Origin of the sequence: Chitinophaga eiseniae (genome assembly GCF_900167135.1) — a bacterium.
GTDB lineage: Bacteria > Bacteroidota > Bacteroidia > Chitinophagales > Chitinophagaceae > Chitinophaga > Chitinophaga eiseniae.
The window spans coordinates 375032-395996 of sequence record NZ_FUWZ01000001.1 but is presented as its reverse complement, the minus strand read 5'-3'; the positions used below and the strand labels follow the sequence as shown (position 1 = coordinate 395996).

Below are 20965 nucleotides of genomic sequence, written 5' to 3'. Positions count from 1 at the left end.
ATAATCAGCTTATCTGGGAACCTCTACCATCTTGATAATCTGTGCAATCACATCATCTGTGCGGATACCTTCCATTTCTTTTTCCGGTGTCAGCATAATACGATGGCGCAGCACATGCGGAATCATTTCCACGATATCATCAGGCACTACAAAGTCCCGGTTACGCATGGCCGCCATGGCTTTGGCGCAGTTCATCACGGCAATGGATGCACGTGGTGAAGCACCCAGGTACAAAGACGCATTCATGCGGGTTTCCTGGATAATGGAAGCAATGTAATGCAACAGCTTTTCTTCAATTCTCACCTGGCGCACCAGGTTCTGGAATTCGATCACCTGCGTGGCGGTCACTACTTTGGCCACTACTTTAGACAGGTCTGTGGCGCCGTTCAGCCGCTGCACACTTTGCAGCACCGCCACTTCTTCTTTCAGATCGGGATACTTCACTTCCACTTTGAAAAGAAAGCGGTCCAGCTGCGCTTCCGGCAACCGGTAAGTACCTTCCTGTTCTATCGGGTTCTGGGTGGCAATCACCATAAACGGGCGGTCCAGCTGATAAGTAGTGCCATCATTGGTGATCTGTCTTTCTTCCATCACCTCAAAAAGCGCCGACTGCGTTTTGGCCGGGGCGCGGTTAATTTCGTCGATCAGTACGAGATTGCTGAAAACAGGTCCTTTTTTGTATTCAAACTCCCGTGTCTGGGGATTAAAAACAGACGTACCCAGCACATCCGCCGGCATCAGGTCGGGGGTAAACTGTATCCTGGAAAAATCAGCGTCTATACACTGCGCCAGTAATTTAGCGGTCAGTGTTTTGGCCACGCCCGGCACCCCTTCAATCAGGACATGCCCTTGTGTGAGCAGGCCTGCTATCAGGAGGTCCACCATCTGGTGCTGTCCCACAATTACTTGACCAATCTGTGCTCTGATAGCTTCCACGCCTTCATGCAGGGTGGTAAAATCAGTCCTGGGTTGAAAGGTATTGATATCCATTATTTCGTATTTAAATAAAAATGTTGAATGCGTTGATAAAAATGCTGCAGCTGTTCGTCACTCACCGCGCCGGCCAACTGTATGTTATGAATCATATCGATCAGTTCCCGCACTTCATTTTCCGGCATAGCGGCTTTTTTAGACAATGTTTCTATGAATTGCAGGTTGAGATGGTTTGTATTCAGATAGTAACGGGTACGGATATACTCCAACAGGTGCAGGGTCATTTTATGCGCCAGGTTGAAGTTGTCGTGCTGCTGATAATACAACTGGCCGATGGCATCCACAAATTCCAGGGAGTTGTTGGCCAGCAAAGGTTTCTCCGGGATGATACGTTGCCTTCTTTTTCCTTCGAAGATCACATACAGCAGCAGCAGTAATACCGCCAGCCATAAAGCCCATCGCATGGAAGGATAACGCATCAGCACCTGCCACTCGCTGAAATCGCCCGACTGTGCGCTGAACTGGTGGCTGTAAAAATCGTCCCAATAAATATTGGCCGCATTATCCGGCATGTAGGACATCTGTGTTTCCAGTGCTGCAATGTTGTCTTTTTCCAGCAGGAAGTAATTGCTGAAAGTGTATGGGTTCAGCGAAATAAAGAAGCAGCCGCGCCCATGCACCACCCGGACAAAATTGGGTTTGCCTTTAAAGTTGGAACCCAGCACTTTCGTATAGGTGGTATCGATCTCAGAAAAATAGCTGGTGGCAATCATCCCGCTGTAACTGTAGCTCGTATCCAGCGGCACTGTTTTATCTTTATAACCCTGTACTTTATGAGGAGTGCCAGGCTGATAGTTCGAACCATGCTCTATTTTACATTCCAGTTTCTTGGCCAGCAACGGGTCGATCTTGTTGACGCTCAGAAACAGATAGTTCCCGATCGCCACATACTCCATCATGGCTTCAATATCTTTCTCTGTTGTGAACAGCTCGTTGGCCACCAGGATGTAGTTGTTGCCCGAATAACGCAGTTCCGTTTCCCTGGCATAAGTGGTGGCGAAGGGTTTGGTCACCACCTGTATAGAGCGGCGGATAAATAGTTCCGGTAATGTTTTGAATGCCACATAAGCGCCGCCGGCCTTTTTATCTTTACTGGAGAAAGATGATTTAGCCATCCTGGTGGACAACTTGTCATCGCCCATGGAGCCCTTTTTGCCGACGATAGCCAGCAGTATTAGCAACAGCAATACAACGCCGATGATGATATAGGTGGTCCTGTTTTTCACGAAGCTTTGCCTAATTGGTGATTAAAATCCCTGAACTGCTGGTCCACGGTCCTGAAGTTGTCTTCACTGATATCAAATCCACCATACCAGATGTATTCATAATCCAGTGTCAATGTGGAAAACGTTTTATAGTAAGGTGTATTCCGCATGCTGCGGAGATAATCGTTGTTGGTTTTTTCCCGGCCGGGCGTGATCAGCTGACGGCTAGCCAGCTGGAAGAGCGTATACAGATACCACCAGCGGACAGCCTGCCTGATTTCCCCGGCGGCAATGGCAGCACGGATTTTATCTTCATATTCCGCTGCGCTTTGCAGGTCCTCTTCCTGTATTTCTTCCAGGCCATCGATCAGTTTCGGTTTTCGGAAGATACTCAGGCCGTTGTTTTTCATAAAACGGTACAACAGGTAGCCGAGGCCTGCCAGCAGCAGGATAAGGATCACCCAGCTGAATTGCCAGAGGACATAGAGCACCATCGACATAAAAGCAGCAAATCGTCCGGCGTTTTTCTGGTCGGTGGTTTCCACGGGCTTATCGCGATAGTGCATATTTTTATCTGCTTTCAGCGTCTTCATGGTACCTGCGCCTACCGCCCGTTTATCAAACGGAGGCAGTTCTATTTCCTTCCCGTATTCATCTACCAGGGGGCTGGTTTCTACCGGTGTTGTTTCAATAGCAGCATCTTCCGCCACGGATGTCGCCAGCGCGGTATCCGGCGGCGCCAGCAGCGGCACGTCTTCCGCTGGCGGAGGAGGCGTATCCTGGGAGATCGCTGGCAGTGGTACACTTAGCAGGCATAACAACAGCAGTCGCTGACCATATTTTCTGCAAATTCTTCTCATGATATTAACTTAACTGCTTTGAACCGGGCAGCGGGACGATCACTTTACCGGTCTCGCTTAAACGATATCCCTTGCGGTGTAAACGGATCGGGTATACGACAAAGTAACCGACCATGAACAACAGCGAAGCGGCGAGTATAAAAAGGCTGAGCCATAACGGCATTTCGGTGTACCGGGTAACAAAGCCTTCGAGGAAAGCCGCCACCACAAAAACAGGAATCAGCGTTACCATGATCTTGATGCCGTCTTTTGCGCCTTTGCGCAGGGAGTCCAGCCGCTTGCGCGTACCGGGGAACAACAGGCTTTTGCCGAGGATAATACCCGCGCAACCGGAGATAACGATACTGGAAATCTCCAGTGTTCCGTGTATCCAGATCACCAGTATGGATTTGAAGCCGAGGCCATGGGAAAAAAAGATATACTGGAACACGCCGAGCATAATGCCGTTGTGCAGCAACAGGTATAAAGAACCCGCACCAAGGAAGATACCGCCCACATAACACATCAGGGATACCCGTATATTATTGACAGCTATCTGGAGGAACATCAGCAGCGGATTGCCTTGTTTATATACGCCAAACGGGTCATTGTTCGCAATGTTCCGTTCTGTCATGTTCACATATTCGTCGCCCAGAAAACCTCTGACAAAAGTTTCATCATGAGCGCAGGAAAAAGCGCCGATAATACAGAACAACAGGAAAAAGCAAAAGGTAAACAACAACAACCGGTGATACTGGCGGAACAACAGCGGCAGTTCATACCGGAAGAACAATTGGAAACGGCCTACTTCTTCTTTACGATTTTGGTAGATACGCTGATAAATACCGGCTGCCAGTCCGTTGATATATCGGGTGACTTTACTGAAGCTATAGAATGTTTTGGCATAAGAGAGATCATCCAGCAAGGAAACAAATCTTTCCGCCATTTCATCGGGGTCCTCGGTTGGCTCCTCCTGGATTTGTTTCCAGCGGGGCAAATTTTTCTTGATAAACAATGATTCTCTCATAGTGAGTCAAATTCCCATTTAATATCCGGATATCTTCCTACAGCACAAGGGGGAGTATCGGGCAAACATACTAAATCGCTTAACAATATATAAACTAATATGTAAATTTGAGTATGAGCAACATAAAAATACCAACTTCCTTCAACATTGACCTCGAATTTGAAACGGCGGACGCGATGACGCGTTTCCTGGCGTGGCTCATTGATTTTGCGATCCGGGGGGTATATGTCCTGGCGGCATTTATGGTGATCTCCACTTTTAAAATAAACAGCGACGCCCGGATGGTATTGGTCATACTGGTGGCGATGCTACCTGTCATGCTGTATTTCCTGGTGACGGAGATCGTCATGGGTGGTTCTTCTCCGGGGAAGAAGATCTTACATATAAAGGCGGTGAGCCTGACGGGCAACCAGCCAACCGCGAGCCAACACCTGATCCGGTGGATATTCCGGATGATAGAATCCCCGCTGATGGCCGGGCTGTTTTTCATTCCGGTGATCCTGCCTATTATAACGATGGCCCGCACGCCCTACAGTCAGCGCCTTGGCGACCTGGTGGCCGGCACCATTGTGATCAATACCAAACGTAAGGGCAGCATTGAAGAAACCATTTTCCGGGATATGTCTGCCTCCGACTACCAGCCTCAGTTTCCGCAGATCATGCGGTTATCCGACCGGGACATGAACAAGGTAAAAGACCTGCTTGACAAGGCATTAAAAGCCGGAGATGAAGTGTTGGCGGCCAAGGTGGCCTTCCGGGTAAAGGAGGTGCTTCATATTGAATCGGAACTGCCCAATACCAGTTTCCTGGAAACGGTGCTGAATGATTACAACTACTACACCACGCGTGACAACTGATGCACATGATAAGCAATAACAAGGCCGAAGCAGATTGCTTCGGCCTTGTTGTTTAAAGAAAAATTTTTGTGCAGACTTATTTGCCTTTTACTACGGCGGTGTCTGTCCAGGTGTCATGCCAGGGAGCATCACCAAACAGCATGCTGAAAGGTTCAAAAGGCACCCATCTGCAAACGGTGCGGAGCATGATACGGCCGGTGGTCAGCGGTTCTCCGTTAGTGCTCACTACGTGCGTGCCGGTCACCATTTTGCCGACAGTACGACCGCCGGCAGAACCTTCCATAACCGTGTAGTAGGCGAGGTTAATTACCAGGCTGAGTAAAATAGATTCCATTAAGCCGAGTGTCAGTACGGCGGCAAGGATATTCTGGGCTACGCCCACAATGATGCCGTCGATAAGCAGATTGGCAAAACGCTGGCCTTTGGAGGCGTGCTCCAGGTTAGCGGTTTCCTGCAGGTCAGAGAGCAGGTCGGAACTTTTGTTTTGGTTAATTGTATCCATAGGTTAAAATATAAAGCGGTTAAAAAAATTAAACGAGGTTTTTACCAATGGTGTTGATGTCCTGTTGCGGCCGGGGAGCATTGGGATCGCCTGCCGGGCCCTGGTATACGATGGTACGGTCGAATGCCAGGATAGCCAGGAAGATGAAGTTCAGGAAAATCAGCCCGAGGGTAAAGCCCGTGCCTTTTCCAAAACTTTTGCTGAGCAGGTCCATTGCCATGATCGCAAAAATAATGTTCACGACGGGAATACAGAACAGCAGCAGCCACCACCATGGTTTACCGATAATTCTCAGCATGATGATCGTGCTGTAGATGGGGATGATAGACTCCCAGCCTTCAAAACCCGCTTTCCTGTATACTTTCCACATACAGATAATCGAGAAGACGGCGAGGGCAAGCCCGAAGATAATAAAGGGAAGCATTAGGGCAAGAACGGCCGCATTACTGGCGTTGTCCATAAGAATATAGTTTTGAATGAAAGATAAGACAGAGGAGCTGTCACATGTTCAGCTTACTGCCGGGGATTAAAACACCAACAAGATACACAAAAATTCAAGTATAACAAATGAAGTGAATACATATTTAGTTGATTTTTTAAACAGAAAATCACAGACCAAAGGAGCTGATCCAACATTTTTTTTGAGATTTCTTCTATAAAATTTGGATTTTCAGTGGATTGGATTACCTTTGCAACCGGCAAGTCTTATACGACCAGCTCCTGCTGAACTCCCCCAGGACAGGAATGTAGCAAGGGTAGGTGGTTGAAGCGGTGCGATATAAGTAACTTGCCTTTTTTCTTTTTTAAAGGTCATTAGTCGCTCGTCAGTAGTCATCTGGTTACTATTTGCTCACCTCTTCACTAATGACAGTGTACTCCACAAATGACACAAATCTAGTCCTTACAAACTAATTCTTAATAGTATGAAATTCTTTATCGATACAGCCAATCTCGATCAGATAAGAGAAGCTCATGATCTCGGCGTGCTGGATGGTGTAACCACCAACCCATCGCTGATGGCCAAAGAAGGCATCAAAGGGGAAGCCGCTATCCTGAAACATTATGCAGACATCTGCGAAATCGTGGACGGTGATGTGAGCGCGGAAGTATTCTCTACCGATTTCAAATCTATCGTGGAGGAAGGAAAGAAACTGGCCGCTATTCACCCCAATATTGTGGTGAAAGTTCCGATGATCAAAGAAGGGGTAAAAGCCATCAAATGGTTTTCCGAGAACGGTATCCGTACCAACTGCACCCTGGTGTTCTCTGCCGGTCAGGCGATCCTGGCTGCCAAAGCAGGTGCTGCCTACGTATCTCCTTTCATCGGCCGCATCGATGACAGCAACTGGGACGGTGTTGAACTGATTGCACAGATCGCGCAGATTTACAGCCTGCAGGGCTTCAAAACAGAGATCCTCGCAGCTTCCATCCGCAGCGCGCTCCACATCGTTAAATGCGCAGAAGTAGGTGCCGACGTATGTACCTGCCCGTTAGATTCCATCCTTGGCCTGCTGAAACATCCGTTAACGGATATCGGCCTCGCCAAGTTCCTGGAAGATGCCAAGAAAATGTAATTTCAAAGATATTTTTTAGATGGTGTATCCCCGGTGCAGTTCTTGCGCCGGGGATTTTTTTTGTAAATTGTTAACCACTAAAACCATTAACCGGATGGGGAAATACATTCTTGCGCTGGACCAGGGCACCACCAGCTCCCGCGCCATTATCTTCGACCACGACGGCAGCATCAAAGCGACTGCACAAAAAGAATTCAAACAGATATTCCCCCAGCCCGGATGGGTGGAACACGATGCCATGGAGATATGGACATCACAGGCCAGCGTGGCCGCAGAAGTGCTGCTCAAAGCACGCATCACCGGCGATAACATCGCGGCCATCGGCATCACCAACCAACGGGAAACCACCATCGTATGGGACCGTAAAACCGGCAAACCTGTTCATCACGCCATCGTATGGCAGGACCGCCGCACCGCCGCCTACTGCGACAGCCTTATCAAAGACGGCAAGGAACAACTCATCAAAGACAAAACGGGCCTGCGGATAGACGCCTACTTCTCCGCCACCAAAATAAAATGGATACTGGACAACGTGCCCGGTGTCAGAGAAAAAGCGGAAGCCGGCGAACTGGCCTTCGGCACGGTAGATAGCTGGCTCACCTGGAACTTCTCCAACGGGCAGCTGCATATCACCGATGTGAGCAATGCCTCCCGCACATTGTTGTTTAATATCCACGACATGAAATGGGATGATGAACTGCTCTCCCTCTTCGGCATCCCCGCCTCCATGCTGCCGGAAGTAAAACCTTCCAGCGAAGTGTACGGCTACTCGGAAGCAACGCTCACCCCCTACCGCATTCCTATTGCCGGCATCGCCGGCGACCAGCAGGCCGCCCTGTTCGGACAAATGTGCACCGAGCCCGGCATGCTGAAAAATACCTATGGCACCGGCTGTTTTATGGTACTCAATACCGGCGATAAACCCATCCCATCTAAAAACAACCTGCTCACGACCGTCGCCTGGCAGATTAACGGCAAAACCACCTACGCCCTTGAAGGCAGCATCTTCATCGGTGGGGCCGTAGTACAGTGGCTGCGTGACGGTCTCGGTATCATCCGCCACTCCGCCGACGTGGAAAAACTGGCCGCTACCGTGCCTCACAGCGATGGCGTATATTTCGTACCGGCATTCGCGGGACTGGGCGCCCCCTACTGGAACCAGCATGCCCGCGGCACCATGGTGGGCATCACCCGCGGCACCAGCGCCGCCCATATCGCCCGCGCCGCGCTCGACAGCATCGCCTTCCAGACCATGGACGTGCTCAAAGCCATGGAGGGCGACGCCGGTATGCCGATCAGCGAACTACGCGTCGATGGCGGCGCCACCAGCAACAACCTGCTCATGCAATTCCAGTCAGATCTCCTGCAGGTACGTGTGGTACGACCGCATATTACCGAAACCACCGCGCTGGGCGCTGCCTACCTCGCCGGGCTGGCCGTAGGGTTCTGGGACAGCATCCCGTCTATCGCCCGCCAATGGAAGGTAGACGCCACCTTCGAACCATCTATGGAAACATCACAACGCCAACAACTCTGCAAGGACTGGAAACGCGCTATCAGAGCGGCCCAGGCCTGGACAGCAGAAGACTAAAAAATTCCACACATGTCACCATTCTTAGCCGAAATTATCGGAACAGCTTTTATTATCGCCCTCGGCGACGGCGTAGTCGCCAACGTAGTACTCAACAAGTCCAAAGGCAACCAGGGCGGCTGGATCGTCATCACCATGGGATGGGCCATGGCCGTATTTGTTGGGGTATTCTGCGCCGGACAATACAGCGGCGCACACCTCAATCCCGCCGTTACCATCGCCCTGGCAGTGAAAGGCTCCTTCAGCTGGGCGCTTGTACCCGCCTACATTGCCGCCCAGATGCTGGGCGCTATGCTCGGCGCCCTCCTCGTTTGGCTCTGCTATAAAAAACACTTCGACGCCACCACAGACGCCGCCAGCAAACTGGGCGTGTTCTGCACCATCCCGGCTATACGAACACCCGGCTATAACTTCCTCACAGAGTTTATTGCCACGCTCGTTTTTATTCTGGCTGTATTCTATATCACCAAGCCCGCTACCGGCATCGGCTCCCTCGATGCCCTGCCCGTAGCTTTCGTGGTACTGGCCATCGGCCTCTCCCTCGGCGGCCCCACCGGCTACGCCATCAATCCCGCCAGAGACCTCGGTCCACGCATTATGCACGCTATACTGCCTATCTCCGGCAAAGGCGGCAGCGACTGGGCCTACGCCTGGATACCCATCGCAGGGCCCGTTGCAGGCGCTGTCACGGCAGCGCTGATATATAATGCTTTCCTGGCTTCGTGATATACATTTTTGAGGCCCGGGGTCCGCGCCCCGGGCTACATCCCCTATGCCAACCAAACCATAGCGTCTCTCCTATTCCAATGCTCCATACAGTCTTAAGCATAAACACCCGCATACTTCAGTAAGCCATTTTTACGGCAACGACTATCCTAAAAAATGTCTCACTAAATTTTTGAAAACCTGATATTTATCATGTTCTTAATTTTCATTTTTTTCTGAAAGTTTTGTAACTTTGATAAAGATAACTACTGGTACGGCGTTTGAACTGCCGGTAGTATCAGAATGTTATAACGAGGTATGCCATATCCAACACAAAAAACAGATGAATTATGATCCAGCCTAACATTCCGGAGTCTGCCCAACCGCGCGTAGTTATTGTAGGAGGAGGATTTGGTGGTATTAACCTGGCCAAGCAACTGAAACATGCTCCGGTACAGATCGTATTGCTCGACAGAAACAACTATCACCTTTTTCAGCCGCTGCTTTACCAGGTATCTACTGCCGGCCTGGAACCGGACAGCATCGCTTTCCCGCTCAGAGGTATCTTCAGAAAACAGAAAAACCTCGTCTTCCGTATGGCGGAAGTGACCGGTATCAGAACCGCAGAAAACATACTGGAAACAGGTATCGGTGAAATTCGCTACGACTATCTCGTGTTCGCCACTGGCAGCAACACCAACTTCTTCGGCAACAAAGCCATCGAAGACAACGCCATCGGCATGAAATCGCTCATCGAAGCGGTACAGATCAGAAACTATGTGGTGAAACAGTTCGAAGAAAGCCTGCTGCTGAAGGACCCGGAAGAAATAAAACCCAAACTCAATTTCGTCATGGTTGGCGGCGGCCCCACCGGTGTGGAACTGGCAGGCGCCTTCGCCGAACTGCGGAAATATATTATGCCCAAAGACTATCCCGATCTGCCCCAATCCCTCATGAACGTTTACCTGATAGAAGCAGGCCCCAAACTGCTGGCTTCCTTCAGCGAAAAAACATCCGAACGCACCATAAAAGCGTTGCAGGAACTGGGTGTAAAAGTGATGGTCAACACCGGCGTAAAAGAATATGATGGTCACATCATCACCCTCAGCAACGGGGAAACGATACAGTCACAATCCCTGCTCTGGTCTGCCGGCGTGAAAGGCGTACCTGTAACAGGCCTGCCACAGGATATTCTCCTGCCCAACGGCCGCATCGTCGTTAATGAGTTCAACCAGGTAAAAGGATATGAAAACGTGTTTGCCATCGGCGATATCGCCCAGATGACCAACGACCAGCGCTTCCCGAAAGGATATCCGATGGTGGCCCAGGTGGCCATCCAGCAGGGTAAAAACCTGGCGCACAACATCCGCCTGCTGCTGGAGAAAAAGCCCCTCAAAGGCTTCTATTACAAAGACCTCGGCAGTATGGCCACCATTGGCCGTAACAGGGCCGTGGCCGAATTCGCCAACATGCGCCTCAGCGGCTACTTCGCCTGGATCGTGTGGATGATCGTACACCTTATGAGCCTGCTCGGCTTCCGTAACAAACTGGTGGTGTTCATCAACTGGTTCTACCGCTATTTCACCTACGAAAGAGGCACCCGCATCATCATCAAACGCGGCGCCGCCAATATCGTGAAACTACGGCAGACCGTAGGCGTGTGACCCAAACATGGTTGTTTTGTTGTTATATATAATAGGTGTTTTATTGTTAAAAATGCAAAAGACCTGATGAATTGTTCATCAGGTCTTTGCTTTTATTTTATCGCAAACGCCTATTTGCGGTTCAGGATCGAATTCAACGTAATGCTCGACACCAGCTCATCCGCACGACCACCCAACGGCCGGAAATACAACAGAATCGTGTAGTTATTTTCCGTTTCCCACCAGTTACCTTCTGTTAACTCCGTATTGAATTTACTGTTAGGCACCGTTTTATCCACCAACCCGTAAATATAGTTGTAGTAACCCTGCTTCAGAAACAACGTCCCCTCATAAGCCCTGCTGGCCGCGTTATAAGTCAGCCTGCTGTTGTTGTTCAGCTCATAGTTTGTCATCTCCCCGAAAATATACATGTCATAACCGGCATAAGGCTCAGGAGCCGCAAAAGTAAAATGCACAGAAGCGTAGTCGCCCTCAAAGTTGGGATCATAGTCATCCAGCGTGGCGAGGTAATACTTGCCGTTAACATCTTTGATGAACTGATACAGCTTGTCCGCCCGCTCAAAATCCGTGACGGCATATACATCGGTACTGTTGGCGTGATACTCCGAATGCCGGACCCTTTCTGTCTGTAAGCGCAGGCTACGCAGGTCTATCCACCGGAACTCTTTCCCGGCGGGAATCACACAATCCAGCTCCGCATTGTATTTGATCACGTTGCCGTTGATAAACTGCGGCTTCAGATTGGTAATAGCATTGTCCCAGCGGTAGTTCTGCAGGATCACGACCTTGATCTGGTCAAAAGGATTCTGAATGTTCAGCGAACCGGTATTGATCTCAAAATTCACCTTCTGATGTGTGCGGAACAATTTCGGCGACACCGGCTGCTGGATAAACCCGGCAATACCGGCCTTCGATTCCACCACATACATCCGGCGGGTAAAAGCCAGCTGGGTGGTGTCGCTGTCAAGGTACACCTTCAGCAGATAGTTGCCCGACTTGATCGGGTAACTGCCGGTACCCGGCAACTGCACACTGTAATGCGTATACCGCTGCAAAGCCACAGCCGACATCTTATAGTTGAGGATCCTCGTTTCAGAAAAACCCCGCATATAATCAAACTGGTTCACCTGTGCCGGCGTCCAGTCTGCGTTACACATCACAAAAGAGTAATAGTAGTTTTTCACATCATTGTCCATATCATCAAAAGACAACTCCAGCTTCTCCCCCGTACCAATGGTATACATGGGCATGCTCAGAGGATCTCCCAGCTGATTGAATTTGACGGATCTGATGTTGTTGTGGTAAACATGGTCCGGCGTAATGACATTGGCCTGCGCCATCACCCTGCCGGTAAACAGACAGGCGGCCAGGACCACCCATAAAAGAAAAGCTGCTGTACGCATACTGGCTATTTGGTTGTATTCAAGTTACGATTATTTGCTTATTTAGAGATTTGATTTTTGATTTCCTACATTTGTCCTAATCGAATTCAGTTCAATGGAATTATCTGCTTTTATTGCCAGAAGGATTGCTTTCAATAAAGCCTCCACTTTTTCGAAATTCATCATCAACATCGCTGTTGCTGCCACCGCAGTCAGCGTGGCGGTCATGATTCTGGCAACAGCCCTGGTCAACGGCTTTCAGCAGGTCATTCAGGACAAAATTTTCAGCTTCTGGGGCCATCTTCATGTCAATCAATACCAACCCAACGCCGGCCCCCTGACAGAAGAAATACCCTTTACGTCCACCCTCACCCTGATAGACAGTATCAAAAGAGTGCCCGGTGTGAAGTCGGTAAACCCCTATGCTACCAAATCGGCCATCATCAAGTCCGAAAAGGAAATCAACGGTATCATCTTCAAAGGAATAGACAAAAACTACGACTGGCCACAGCTGCAACGTTTTATGCAGAGCGGCCGCCCTCCCCGCTTTAACGATAGCAGCTACGCCCCGGAAATCATGATTTCCACCAACATGGCGCAGGACCTGCAATTGAAAGTCGATGACAAAGTGATCATCTATTTCATCCAGGGAGGCGGACTGCCACCCCGCGCCCGCAAATTACAGGTATCAGGGATTTTTAAAACCGGCATCGAAGAATATGATAAGACCTATGTCGTCGGCGATCTCAACCTCGTCCGCCGGCTCAATGACTGGGACCCCACACAGGTGGGCGGCTATGAGATCATGCTGGCAGACTACCACCTGATGGACACTACCGCCCGTATCATCGACAACAACGTACTCCCTGATCAACTCTTTACCCGCACTATCCGCGATATCTACCCCAACATTTTCGACTGGCTGCAGCTACAGAACCAGAATGAACTGATCATCATCGTGATCATGACCATCGTGGCAGTTATCAATATGATCACCGCTATCCTCATCCTCATACTGGAACGTACCAACATGGTAGGCATCCTCAAGGCACTGGGCATGCGCGATTGGCGAATTCAGAAGATATTCGTCTTCCAGGCGGGTTACATTATTCTCATGGGGATATTTATCGGTGACTTTTTCGGGCTCGGACTGGCCTTTCTGCAAAAGGCCACCGGCATCTTCAAACTCCCGGAAGAGTCCTACTACATGTCGGTGGCCGCTATCGATGTCAGATGGCATGAGATACTGCTGATTAATCTGGGTACCCTCACCATCTGCCTGCTGGTACTACTCATTCCATCGCTGATTATCCGGAAAATCACACCGGTAAAAGCGATCCAGTTCAAGTAACTTTATTTTCCGCTTTTAATGTAATCACGCAGATAACTGCATTGTCCGTATACCTCCTGGTAAAGCCGTGTCTGGGAATAATTGCTCTTCAACACGGGGAAGTAACGGTTACGTACCAACGCTCCGTAGTATTTATCGCTGTCGTCCATCGGCGGCACATGTTTCTGGTAACAACGCGCTGCCATAAAGAAACACTTTGCCCTGAACTCAGGATCTGTGGCCGCCTGCGCCGCTTTCAGATAATAACTTTCCGCAGCATAGGTACCAAAATACTGCCGTTCGAAAGGATCTTTTTCACATGCGGTAGTATACCACCGGGTAGAAGGACGAAATCTTCTTACAAAATTCCACGTTCTGCCGTAATAACTGATATTAAACAAGCCGGTAGCGTACTCGTAGTACACCTTCGCATCAACCGGCGTTACTTTCATCTTATCCTGCAATGCCAGCATCCTGTCGCAAAACTGTAACTGCGTGATCACTTTGGGATAGGCTTTCTCCGCGCTATCCAACCCGAAGTCCTGGAACAGCTCTTTAAACACCAGGTAAGAAGTTTCCATATTACCGGCTTTCCTGAACCATTGCTGCGCATTTTTAAAATCATGCACACGCAGGTAACTTTCCGCGATGCTGGCATTCATATCCACTGTCTTCGGGAAGAAACTTGCGAGGTAAGCCTCATAAGGCGTTTTATCGGTGGACTTCATGAAGTTGTGCAATTGCAGCAGCTGCGCGGTGTTCATCTCATCACGGATCTGCTCCGTGGCGGATTGACCGGAAAGGAAATAATCATACACATGCAGGCTGTCACAACGGCCACGGACCAACGCTTCTTTCGCATAGTCTTTCTGCTGATGATATTTCGGTGCCAGGATAGCGCCCAGCAGATTACGGTAAGTTTTACTGAAAAACCTGTCACGGCCGCTTGCCCACCAGTCTTCCGGTCGCGGTGCTGCTCCCAGCTGGCCATCCAGCCATCTAAAGGTGCCCAGTAATTTATCTTCCAGCGCTTTATCGATGGTTTTATGTTCGTTGATGTTGATCAGCAGGTTGACTACCTCCCACTGGTTACGGATAGCCGGCTCTTTGCTGGTCACCTTGTTCAGCTGGGCTCTTGCCACATCATAGTCGCGGCACATATAAGAAAGATAGGCGGAGTTCACCTGCCAGAAAGCGAGGTCTTTCACCTTCCCTTTGTCGATCACACTGTTCATCCAGCCGATCATCGGCCGTATCTGGGTATTGGCGATGGTGGCCATTTCTGGCGGCAACGCCACGATGTTGGCCATAGACGCCGAATCGGTGGAAGTGGAAACTACCCTGTCGAGAAAACGGGATTCCAGCTTGCTGATCTCACGGCCGATTAATACGGTCAGCGCCGGAGATGCAGGATCAAAATCGTATACTTTCTTCAGCGGCTCCAGTGTTATCTCGTCCTTTCTCATACCGTAGATAGCCGCTACCATGGACTTCTCCCGGTTGTCTTTACAAAGATTGTAAACGGCTTCTTCCGGCGCGTTGCCCCATCTCATACTGGTATAACAGCTGACACGCAGGGCGGGTGCTTTGTCAAACACGCGGGAAAACAGGTAGGCACCCTGCACAGAATCGCCCATATGCTGCACAGCGCCTGCTTTCAGGGCCAGAGCCTTGTAATACATCAGCGATGAACCGGGTTTCCTGAATAATTTATCAAACGTAGCGGAGGCGTCTTCATAGCGGCCGCTGTAATGCAGCAGCCTTACCTGCTGAAAAGCATAACGTTCGCGGAGTTCCTTATTGCCGGTTTGCTCATAGCGCTCCGCCGCTTCTTTTCCCAGGGCATCCATCAGGGACTTGTTGCGGTCAGGCGGTGTCCAGCGGTCAGCCACGCTCACAGACGGTTCACAGCTTTTTGCAAACAGCAGGTAGCGGGCCGCATCCTGGTTACGTTCCTCCTGCAGGAACCTTGCAAAGGTGTTGTTGCGTATACTGTCGGGCAAAGCAGCCGTGCTGCGGGTCGCCACCGCCGACATCTGGTCTTTCGTATACGTGTAAACATACTCGCGGATATCGGCAGCTTTTACCTTATCGCCGGCAAACCGCTGCCAGTCGCTTATATTCTCCTCCAGTTCGGAAGGCGATGTGGCTTCGTCATAAAAAGGACTCATGCCGGTATAATAAAACGGCTCGTATCCTTTCCCTGACTGATAAGGATTAAAGAAAGAGATGTAATAGTCATAGGGATCTGCATCCGGTCCGCAGGACAGGGTATAGATCACATTGCCGAACAGCACAGCACAAAAGCTAATGGAAAAAGCGATAAATTTTTTGTAGTTCATCCAACGGATAATTATGAAGGGTTACTGAATCCAAATGATAAAAAATAACGACCGGGTTATAGTCCTGCCGTTGCCGGGCCACCATGCGGGATACCCTTTCCAGCACCGCAGGGTCGCTGGTTTCGCGGCGTACCACATTACCGGCCTTGAGCAGGTAACCGTTTACCACACTGTCTTTCCGCACCGTATAGAGATTGCCGGAAGGCGCAAACAGGGCGGTGTCGCGTAGCGCGGCATCGTCTATGCTGCGGAGAATACCGGCATAACGGCCATCCCTGAACAATACCGACCAGTCAAACAGCGGCAAAGCGATATCCAAAGGTACCGGATATGCGGATACCCTGTCGCTGCCGATATAAGATTTCATGGTGTTTTCATCCAGGATGGAATTGTGGCTGCCCATTTTCCGGAGGTCGCCCATATTATAGCACATCAACAGGCCTTTATCCACTGGCGGCACACCGCTGGCGGTCATGAATTTCACCTGGTGCATCCGGATGGTGGCGGAAAGTGTACGATCACGGAAAAAAGGTTGCTCCCGCAGCTGTTGCAGGAAAGCGAAGTAGGCGTTACGGGAACTGCGGGTCCAGTCGCAGTCCATCTGCACCTCCGGGATACGGCCGGCGGGGATATCGCGGCACAACTGTTCCAGCAACCGGTTAATATTAAAGGCCAGCGCGGTATCCGGCTTCTCCCACACTTCGTTCACGATAAATACCACCGGGACAATGTCCACACTATCGGGCAGGGGCGCCTGTTCCCGCAGTATGGCTACCGGCATGGGTTGACCGGTGGCCGGGTCCCTGTCGGTATCAAACATTTTAACGTATAGCCTTTTAGCTGGCAGCCCGCGCAGGTATTGCATTTCGCTGGCATTGCCGGTCCATGCCTGTTTCCAGTAGTAAAAAGCAGGCGTTACCTGTCGCGGTGCAGGACGTTGGCAGGCGAAGCACAGTATCAACAAACACAAAAAAAGATATCGGGGCATCACTTACTATTAAATCAATAATCTGCCACAGATAACGCCGGCGGCTACGGCGGCATTCAGGGACTCCGCGCCTCCAAGGCGCGGGATGGTGATCCGGTGGGTGGCACGCGCAATGACGTCGTCCGTCAGTCCTCTCCCTTCGTTACCAATCAGGATGATCCCCTCCCGGAGGGTGGTAAAGCGGGTGATGTCTTCTCCATGCAGGGTGGCGGCATAGGAAGGCAGTTTACTTTCTTCCAGCAGCTGCAGGATATCCATTTCCTTCACCTGTACCCGGGCAATGCTGCCCATGGTGGCTTGTATGGTTTTGGGATTGTAAACATCCACACAATCCGGGGAAACGATCAGCTGACGGATACCAAACCAGTCGGCTATACGAATCAGCGTGCCCATGTTGCCCGGGTCCTGGATGGCTTCGAGCGCCAGTACTACCGCTCCTTCCGGAGGGAGGCCGGTATCCGCTGCAGGCATGTCCAGCAGCGCCATGGCATTGTTGGGCGTGGTCAGCGCCGACAGTTGTTTCAGGACCGCATTATCTACTTCCTTTACAGCATCCGCCGGTAAACGGTCCACCGCCTCCCGGTGCTGAAGCAGCCATGCGCTGGTGGCATATACTGCTTTCACGGGCATGCCCGCCTGTAGTAGTTCCTGTACGATCTTATCTCCCTCCGCAATATACTGGCTGGATTTTTGACGGTTTTTTTTGTGCTGTAATGATTGAATATATTTAATTTGCGCCTTTGACAACATGAGGCCAAACCTACACGATTTCTTTTAATCAGCCAAGAAACAGGCTGGCAGGAGGTAGGGTTCAGTATTACCATTTAAAATATTATAACGTTTTCGCCCGTGATGCAGCCGCCACCCAATTCGAGAATTTCTTTGCTGAGATATTTGCTGCTACTGGTTGGCATACTGGCTTTGGGCGCATGTTCCAATACCAAATACCTGCAACAGGACCAGACCTTGTATGTCGGCAGCACGGTAGATGTAAATGGGGACATCCTCAACTCCGAAAAACAGGATATCCGCAGCTCCCTCTCTTCCAAGTCTCTTATGACACAGCAGCCCAACAAAAAACTGCTGGCTACCCGCATTAAAGTATGGCTGTACAATCAAAAATATAACGAGAAAAAATCCAGCTGGTTCTGGAACATGGTGCTCTCCAAAAGGAACATGGAGGAGCCGGTGGTATACGACTCCGCCAAAACCAGGGAGTCTATTTCCCGTATGACCAGCTACCTGCACAACCAGGGTTTTTTCTATGCCACAGTGGAAGCCGACGCCAGCGACAAACGCCGCAAAACCAGCGTTACCTACAAGGTAAATACCGGCCGCAACTTCGTACTGGATAAAATCACCTACGAGGTGCCCGATTCCAACATCCTCGCGGTGGTACAGGCCAATCAGAACCTGTCCCTCCTGAAAAAAGGCGTGGCCTACAAGTCCGCTACCTTGTCGTCCGAAAGGGAGCGGCTCACCCGCATCATCCGCGACGCCGGTTACTATAAGTTCGGCCGCGACGCCGTTGAATTCGAAGTCGACACCCTCAACAAAGCGCTGTTCCGCAACTCCCTCAATCCCTTTGAAGGATTTGTGAACATCTTCGCGGAAAACAAAGGCCGCGAAAAACCTACGATGGACGTGGAAGTGAGGATCAAAAACCCCGAAGATTCAGCCAACGCCACCTGGCAACGCTATCATATCAGTAAAATATATGCGTACCCCGACTTCCCGCTGAACGGCAACCCCAACGATTCCACCCTGCGGCAGGACAACCGCAAATACATCACCATCCGGTCCCATCAGGATATCCTGAAACCTAAAACACTGTCTAAATCCATCCTGCTCCGGCCCGGGGAAACCTACTCGCTGCAGCAGTACAACAATACGGTCAACAAACTCTACGACCTCGGCGTGTGGCAGTTCGTTACCCTGCAATACAGGGAAAGCAAAGATACCGCACACGGACTGGACGCCTACCTGTTCCTCACCCCCCGCCGCCGGCAGGAGCTGGGTGTCAACTTCGAAGTGAGCAACAGTTCCGACTATACGCTGGGCTCCGGCGTCAGCCTCAACTACCGGCATATCAATCTCGCTAAAAGCGCTACCCAGCTGAGCATGAGCCTTAACACCGGTATTGAACTGGTGAACAGGCAAAAAGAAGGATGGGTGCTGCAATCCAGGGAATTTGGTGGTGAGATGGGCTTTACCTGGCCCCGTTTCGCGCTGCCGTTCAACATCCGGCAGGCTGCCCGCTCCAATGTAAAAACCAGGCTCACTTTCGGCGCCAATTACCTGTCGCGTATCGAGAAGTTCGACATCACCAGTATCAACCTCTCCTATGGTTACGACTGGAACGAAAGCCTATACAAACGCTGGATCGTAAAACCCTTTACCCTGAACTATGTGGGGGTTAACCTCGATCCTAATTTTAAGGCGCAGACAGTAGATCCTAATCCTTACCTGAAGCGCAGCTTCGAGCCGGCGCTGATTGGCGGGGAAAGCGTGTCGTTCATTTACAGCAACAATGACCTGCTGCACCAGCGGCATTACAGTTATTTCCGGGCAAACATCGAAGAATCAGGGTTGTGGCTGAATGGCATCAACAGCCTGGTAGATATGGCTACCGGCAAGAGATCAAACATTGAATCCCTCACCAAAGTAAATATTTCCAATTTTGTGAAGATGGAGGCCGATTACCGTCACTACTGGCGGCTGGGCGTCCATAGCGGGCTGGCAACGAGGATATATGCAGGGGTAGGTATCCCTTACAGTACGTCCTCTGTACTGCCTTATGTGCGGCAGTTCACCTCCGGCGGCCCTAACAGTATCCGCGCTTTCCGCCTGCGTACACTGGGCCCCGGCTCTTATAAAGATACCTCCGCCAGCGCACAGATCTTCCCGGACCAAACCGGCGATATGAAGCTGGAAGGCAACGTGGAATACCGTTTCGACCTGCTTAGGATGTTTGGCGGCACCATTAATCTCAAAGGCGCCACCTTCCTGGATATGGGTAATATCTGGATGATCAAGAAAGACCTGACAAGGCCAGGCTCCGATTTCCGCTTCAACCAGCTCTATCACGATCTGGCCATTGGTACCGGCGCCGGCCTGAGGCTGGATTTCTCCTTCTTCCTGATCCGGCTCGACTGGGGTATCCCGGTGAAGGTGCCTTATTATGCCGACAGCAACAACGGCTGGTATCTCAGCGAGTGGAACCTGGGAGACGGCAAATGGCGCAGAGACAATATCATCTGGAATATCGCTATTGGTTATCCGTTTTAGGAGCGCTGTTGGCTGATATAAAAGTTTCCATATCCACCGCTTCTTCCAGTCTGAATGCACCGATACGGGTGCGGCACAAACTGCTCAGATAAGCGCCACAACCCAAAGCAGCACCATAATCGCTGGCGAGAGAACGTATATACGTGCCCGTGCTGCATACCACGCGGAAATGCACTACAGGCAGTTCAATTTTGGTGATCTCAAATTCGGAGATGGTAATCTTACGGGGTTCTACTTTCACATCCACCCCTTTTCTGGCCAGCAGGTAAATGGGTTTCCCGTTTTGTTTGATCGCGGAGTGAATGGGCGGCAGTTGCATAATTTCGCCTACAAACCCTTCGGTAGCGGCTTTCAGGGCTGCTTCGTCAATGCCGGCGATGTCCTTGAAGTTTTCCGGCGCCGATTCCATATCGAAAGTAGGCGTGGTGGCACCAAGGGTAAAAGTGCCGGTATATTCTTTCTCCTGAGCCTGGTATTCGTTTATTTTTTTGGTCATTTTACCGGTGCAGCAGATCAGCAACCCGGTAGCCAGCGGGTCCAGCGTGCCGGCATGACCTATTTTGGCTTTGGTTAAATTTCTTATTTTGCGTACTACATCAAAGGAAGTCCATGTCAGCGGTTTATTAACCAGTATTACAGCTCCTTCCTGGTATTTTGTCTTATCTGTTGTTTGCATCC

At 50.5% G+C, this 20965-nt stretch carries 18 protein-coding genes and 1 other RNA gene; 8 read left to right on the top strand and 11 right to left on the bottom strand.

What is annotated here, in order from left to right:
* Positions 1-9: 9 nt before the first annotated feature.
* The 4 genes from B5D63_RS01695 to B5D63_RS01680 are packed head-to-tail and all read right to left on the bottom strand — an operon-like array spanning position 10 to position 4064.
* A complete protein-coding gene (locus B5D63_RS01695) occupies positions 10-990 on the bottom strand; it encodes an AAA family ATPase (protein WP_078667051.1) in 981 nt (326 codons plus the stop codon).
* The gene (locus B5D63_RS01690; RefSeq protein WP_078667050.1) at positions 990-2219 is read right to left on the bottom strand and encodes a DUF4350 domain-containing protein; all 1230 of its coding nucleotides are present in this window, start codon (positions 2217-2219) and stop codon (positions 990-992) included. The genes B5D63_RS01695 and B5D63_RS01690 overlap by 1 nt, the downstream gene beginning before the upstream one ends.
* Complete coding sequence (locus B5D63_RS01685; RefSeq protein WP_143312733.1) at positions 2216-3058, bottom strand: DUF4129 domain-containing protein; 843 nt, start codon at positions 3056-3058, stop codon at positions 2216-2218. The genes B5D63_RS01690 and B5D63_RS01685 overlap by 4 nt, the downstream gene beginning before the upstream one ends.
* Positions 3059-3062: 4 nt before the next feature.
* Positions 3063-4064, bottom strand: coding sequence for a stage II sporulation protein M (locus tag B5D63_RS01680; RefSeq protein ID WP_078667048.1), 1002 nt, complete (start codon positions 4062-4064; stop codon positions 3063-3065).
* A 113-nt stretch (positions 4065-4177) separates the two neighbouring features.
* Between B5D63_RS01680 and B5D63_RS01675 the strand changes: the two genes are divergently transcribed.
* Positions 4178-4921 (top strand): RDD family protein, encoded by a 744-nt coding sequence (locus B5D63_RS01675; protein ID WP_078667047.1) that lies wholly within the window; start codon positions 4178-4180, stop codon positions 4919-4921.
* A gap of 76 nt (positions 4922-4997) precedes the next feature.
* Here the strand turns inward: B5D63_RS01675 and B5D63_RS01670 are convergent, their stop codons facing one another.
* Complete coding sequence (locus B5D63_RS01670; protein WP_078667046.1) at positions 4998-5423, bottom strand: RDD family protein; 426 nt, start codon at positions 5421-5423, stop codon at positions 4998-5000.
* Between the two features lie 28 nt (positions 5424-5451).
* Positions 5452-5883 carry a DUF5684 domain-containing protein gene (locus B5D63_RS01665; RefSeq protein ID WP_078667045.1) on the bottom strand — a complete coding sequence of 144 codons (432 nt, stop codon included), beginning with the start codon at positions 5881-5883 and terminating at the stop codon, positions 5452-5454.
* A gap of 236 nt (positions 5884-6119) precedes the next feature.
* On the opposite strand from B5D63_RS01665, the gene ffs reads away from it, so the two are divergent.
* The 5 genes from ffs (at position 6120) to B5D63_RS01640 (ending at position 10957) form a co-directional block, all read left to right on the top strand.
* Positions 6120-6219, top strand: an RNA gene (gene ffs / locus B5D63_RS01660) — signal recognition particle sRNA small type.
* Between the two features lie 127 nt (positions 6220-6346).
* A complete protein-coding gene (gene fsa / locus B5D63_RS01655; RefSeq protein ID WP_078667044.1) occupies positions 6347-6997 on the top strand; it encodes a fructose-6-phosphate aldolase in 651 nt (216 codons plus the stop codon).
* A 94-nt stretch (positions 6998-7091) separates the two neighbouring features.
* The gene (gene glpK, locus B5D63_RS01650; RefSeq protein ID WP_078667043.1) at positions 7092-8588 is read left to right on the top strand and encodes a glycerol kinase GlpK; all 1497 of its coding nucleotides are present in this window, start codon (positions 7092-7094) and stop codon (positions 8586-8588) included.
* A gap of 12 nt (positions 8589-8600) precedes the next feature.
* Complete coding sequence (locus B5D63_RS01645; RefSeq protein WP_078667042.1) at positions 8601-9314, top strand: MIP/aquaporin family protein; 714 nt, start codon at positions 8601-8603, stop codon at positions 9312-9314.
* A 329-nt stretch (positions 9315-9643) separates the two neighbouring features.
* Complete coding sequence (locus tag B5D63_RS01640; protein ID WP_078667041.1) at positions 9644-10957, top strand: NAD(P)/FAD-dependent oxidoreductase; 1314 nt, start codon at positions 9644-9646, stop codon at positions 10955-10957.
* Between the two features lie 110 nt (positions 10958-11067).
* On the opposite strand, the gene B5D63_RS01635 is transcribed toward B5D63_RS01640, so the two are convergent.
* Positions 11068-12360, bottom strand: coding sequence for a type IX secretion system plug protein (locus B5D63_RS01635; protein ID WP_078667040.1), 1293 nt, complete (start codon positions 12358-12360; stop codon positions 11068-11070).
* 94 nt (positions 12361-12454) lie between these two features.
* Between B5D63_RS01635 and B5D63_RS01630 the strand changes: the two genes are divergently transcribed.
* Entirely contained in the window at positions 12455-13690 is a 1236-nt protein-coding gene (locus B5D63_RS01630; protein WP_078667039.1) for an ABC transporter permease, read from the top strand.
* Between the two features lie 2 nt (positions 13691-13692).
* On the opposite strand, the gene B5D63_RS01625 is transcribed toward B5D63_RS01630, so the two are convergent.
* The 3 genes from B5D63_RS01625 to B5D63_RS01615 are packed head-to-tail and all read right to left on the bottom strand — an operon-like array spanning position 13693 to position 17749.
* On the bottom strand, positions 13693-16011 hold the full coding sequence (locus B5D63_RS01625) for a hypothetical protein (RefSeq protein WP_078667038.1): 2319 nt from the start codon (positions 16009-16011) through the stop codon (positions 13693-13695).
* Positions 15977-16975, bottom strand: a complete 999-nt coding sequence (locus B5D63_RS01620; protein ID WP_235021437.1) for a hypothetical protein — start codon at positions 16973-16975, stop codon at positions 15977-15979. Before B5D63_RS01620 ends, B5D63_RS01625 begins: the two co-directional genes overlap by 35 nt.
* Before the next feature lie 33 nt (positions 16976-17008).
* On the bottom strand, positions 17009-17749 hold the full coding sequence (locus tag B5D63_RS01615) for a TrmH family RNA methyltransferase (protein ID WP_078667036.1): 741 nt from the start codon (positions 17747-17749) through the stop codon (positions 17009-17011).
* Between the two features lie 132 nt (positions 17750-17881).
* On the opposite strand from B5D63_RS01615, the gene tamL reads away from it, so the two are divergent.
* On the top strand, positions 17882-20287 hold the full coding sequence (tamL, locus tag B5D63_RS01610; protein WP_159455854.1) for a translocation and assembly module lipoprotein TamL: 2406 nt from the start codon (positions 17882-17884) through the stop codon (positions 20285-20287).
* Here the strand turns inward: tamL and truB are convergent.
* The gene (truB, locus tag B5D63_RS01605; RefSeq protein ID WP_078667034.1) at positions 20268-20963 is read right to left on the bottom strand and encodes a tRNA pseudouridine(55) synthase TruB; all 696 of its coding nucleotides are present in this window, start codon (positions 20961-20963) and stop codon (positions 20268-20270) included. The genes tamL and truB overlap by 20 nt on opposite strands.
* Positions 20964-20965: the final 2 nt, after the last annotated feature.

Excerpts from the sequence above, each read along its gene's own strand:
- B5D63_RS01695 (WP_078667051.1), bottom strand. The coding sequence starts at position 990 with ATGGATATCAATACCTTTCAACCCAGGACTGATTTTACCACCCTGCAT.
- B5D63_RS01685 (WP_143312733.1), bottom strand. The coding sequence starts at position 3,058 with ATGAGAAGAATTTGCAGAAAATATGGTCAGCGACTGCTGTTGTTATGC.
- B5D63_RS01680 (WP_078667048.1), bottom strand. The coding sequence starts at position 4,064 with ATGAGAGAATCATTGTTTATCAAGAAAAATTTGCCCCGCTGGAAACAA.
- B5D63_RS01675 (WP_078667047.1), top strand. The coding sequence starts at position 4,178 with ATGAGCAACATAAAAATACCAACTTCCTTCAACATTGACCTCGAATTT.
- B5D63_RS01670 (WP_078667046.1), bottom strand. The coding sequence starts at position 5,423 with ATGGATACAATTAACCAAAACAAAAGTTCCGACCTGCTCTCTGACCTG.
- B5D63_RS01665 (WP_078667045.1), bottom strand. The coding sequence starts at position 5,883 with ATGGACAACGCCAGTAATGCGGCCGTTCTTGCCCTAATGCTTCCCTTT.
- fsa (WP_078667044.1), top strand. The coding sequence starts at position 6,347 with ATGAAATTCTTTATCGATACAGCCAATCTCGATCAGATAAGAGAAGCT.
- glpK (WP_078667043.1), top strand. The coding sequence starts at position 7,092 with ATGGGGAAATACATTCTTGCGCTGGACCAGGGCACCACCAGCTCCCGC.
- B5D63_RS01645 (WP_078667042.1), top strand. The coding sequence starts at position 8,601 with ATGTCACCATTCTTAGCCGAAATTATCGGAACAGCTTTTATTATCGCC.
- B5D63_RS01640 (WP_078667041.1), top strand. The coding sequence starts at position 9,644 with ATGATCCAGCCTAACATTCCGGAGTCTGCCCAACCGCGCGTAGTTATT.
- B5D63_RS01635 (WP_078667040.1), bottom strand. The coding sequence starts at position 12,360 with ATGCGTACAGCAGCTTTTCTTTTATGGGTGGTCCTGGCCGCCTGTCTG.
- B5D63_RS01630 (WP_078667039.1), top strand. The coding sequence starts at position 12,455 with ATGGAATTATCTGCTTTTATTGCCAGAAGGATTGCTTTCAATAAAGCC.
- B5D63_RS01625 (WP_078667038.1), bottom strand. The coding sequence starts at position 16,011 with ATGAACTACAAAAAATTTATCGCTTTTTCCATTAGCTTTTGTGCTGTG.
- B5D63_RS01615 (WP_078667036.1), bottom strand. The coding sequence starts at position 17,749 with ATGTTGTCAAAGGCGCAAATTAAATATATTCAATCATTACAGCACAAA.
- truB (WP_078667034.1), bottom strand. The coding sequence starts at position 20,963 with ATGCAAACAACAGATAAGACAAAATACCAGGAAGGAGCTGTAATACTG.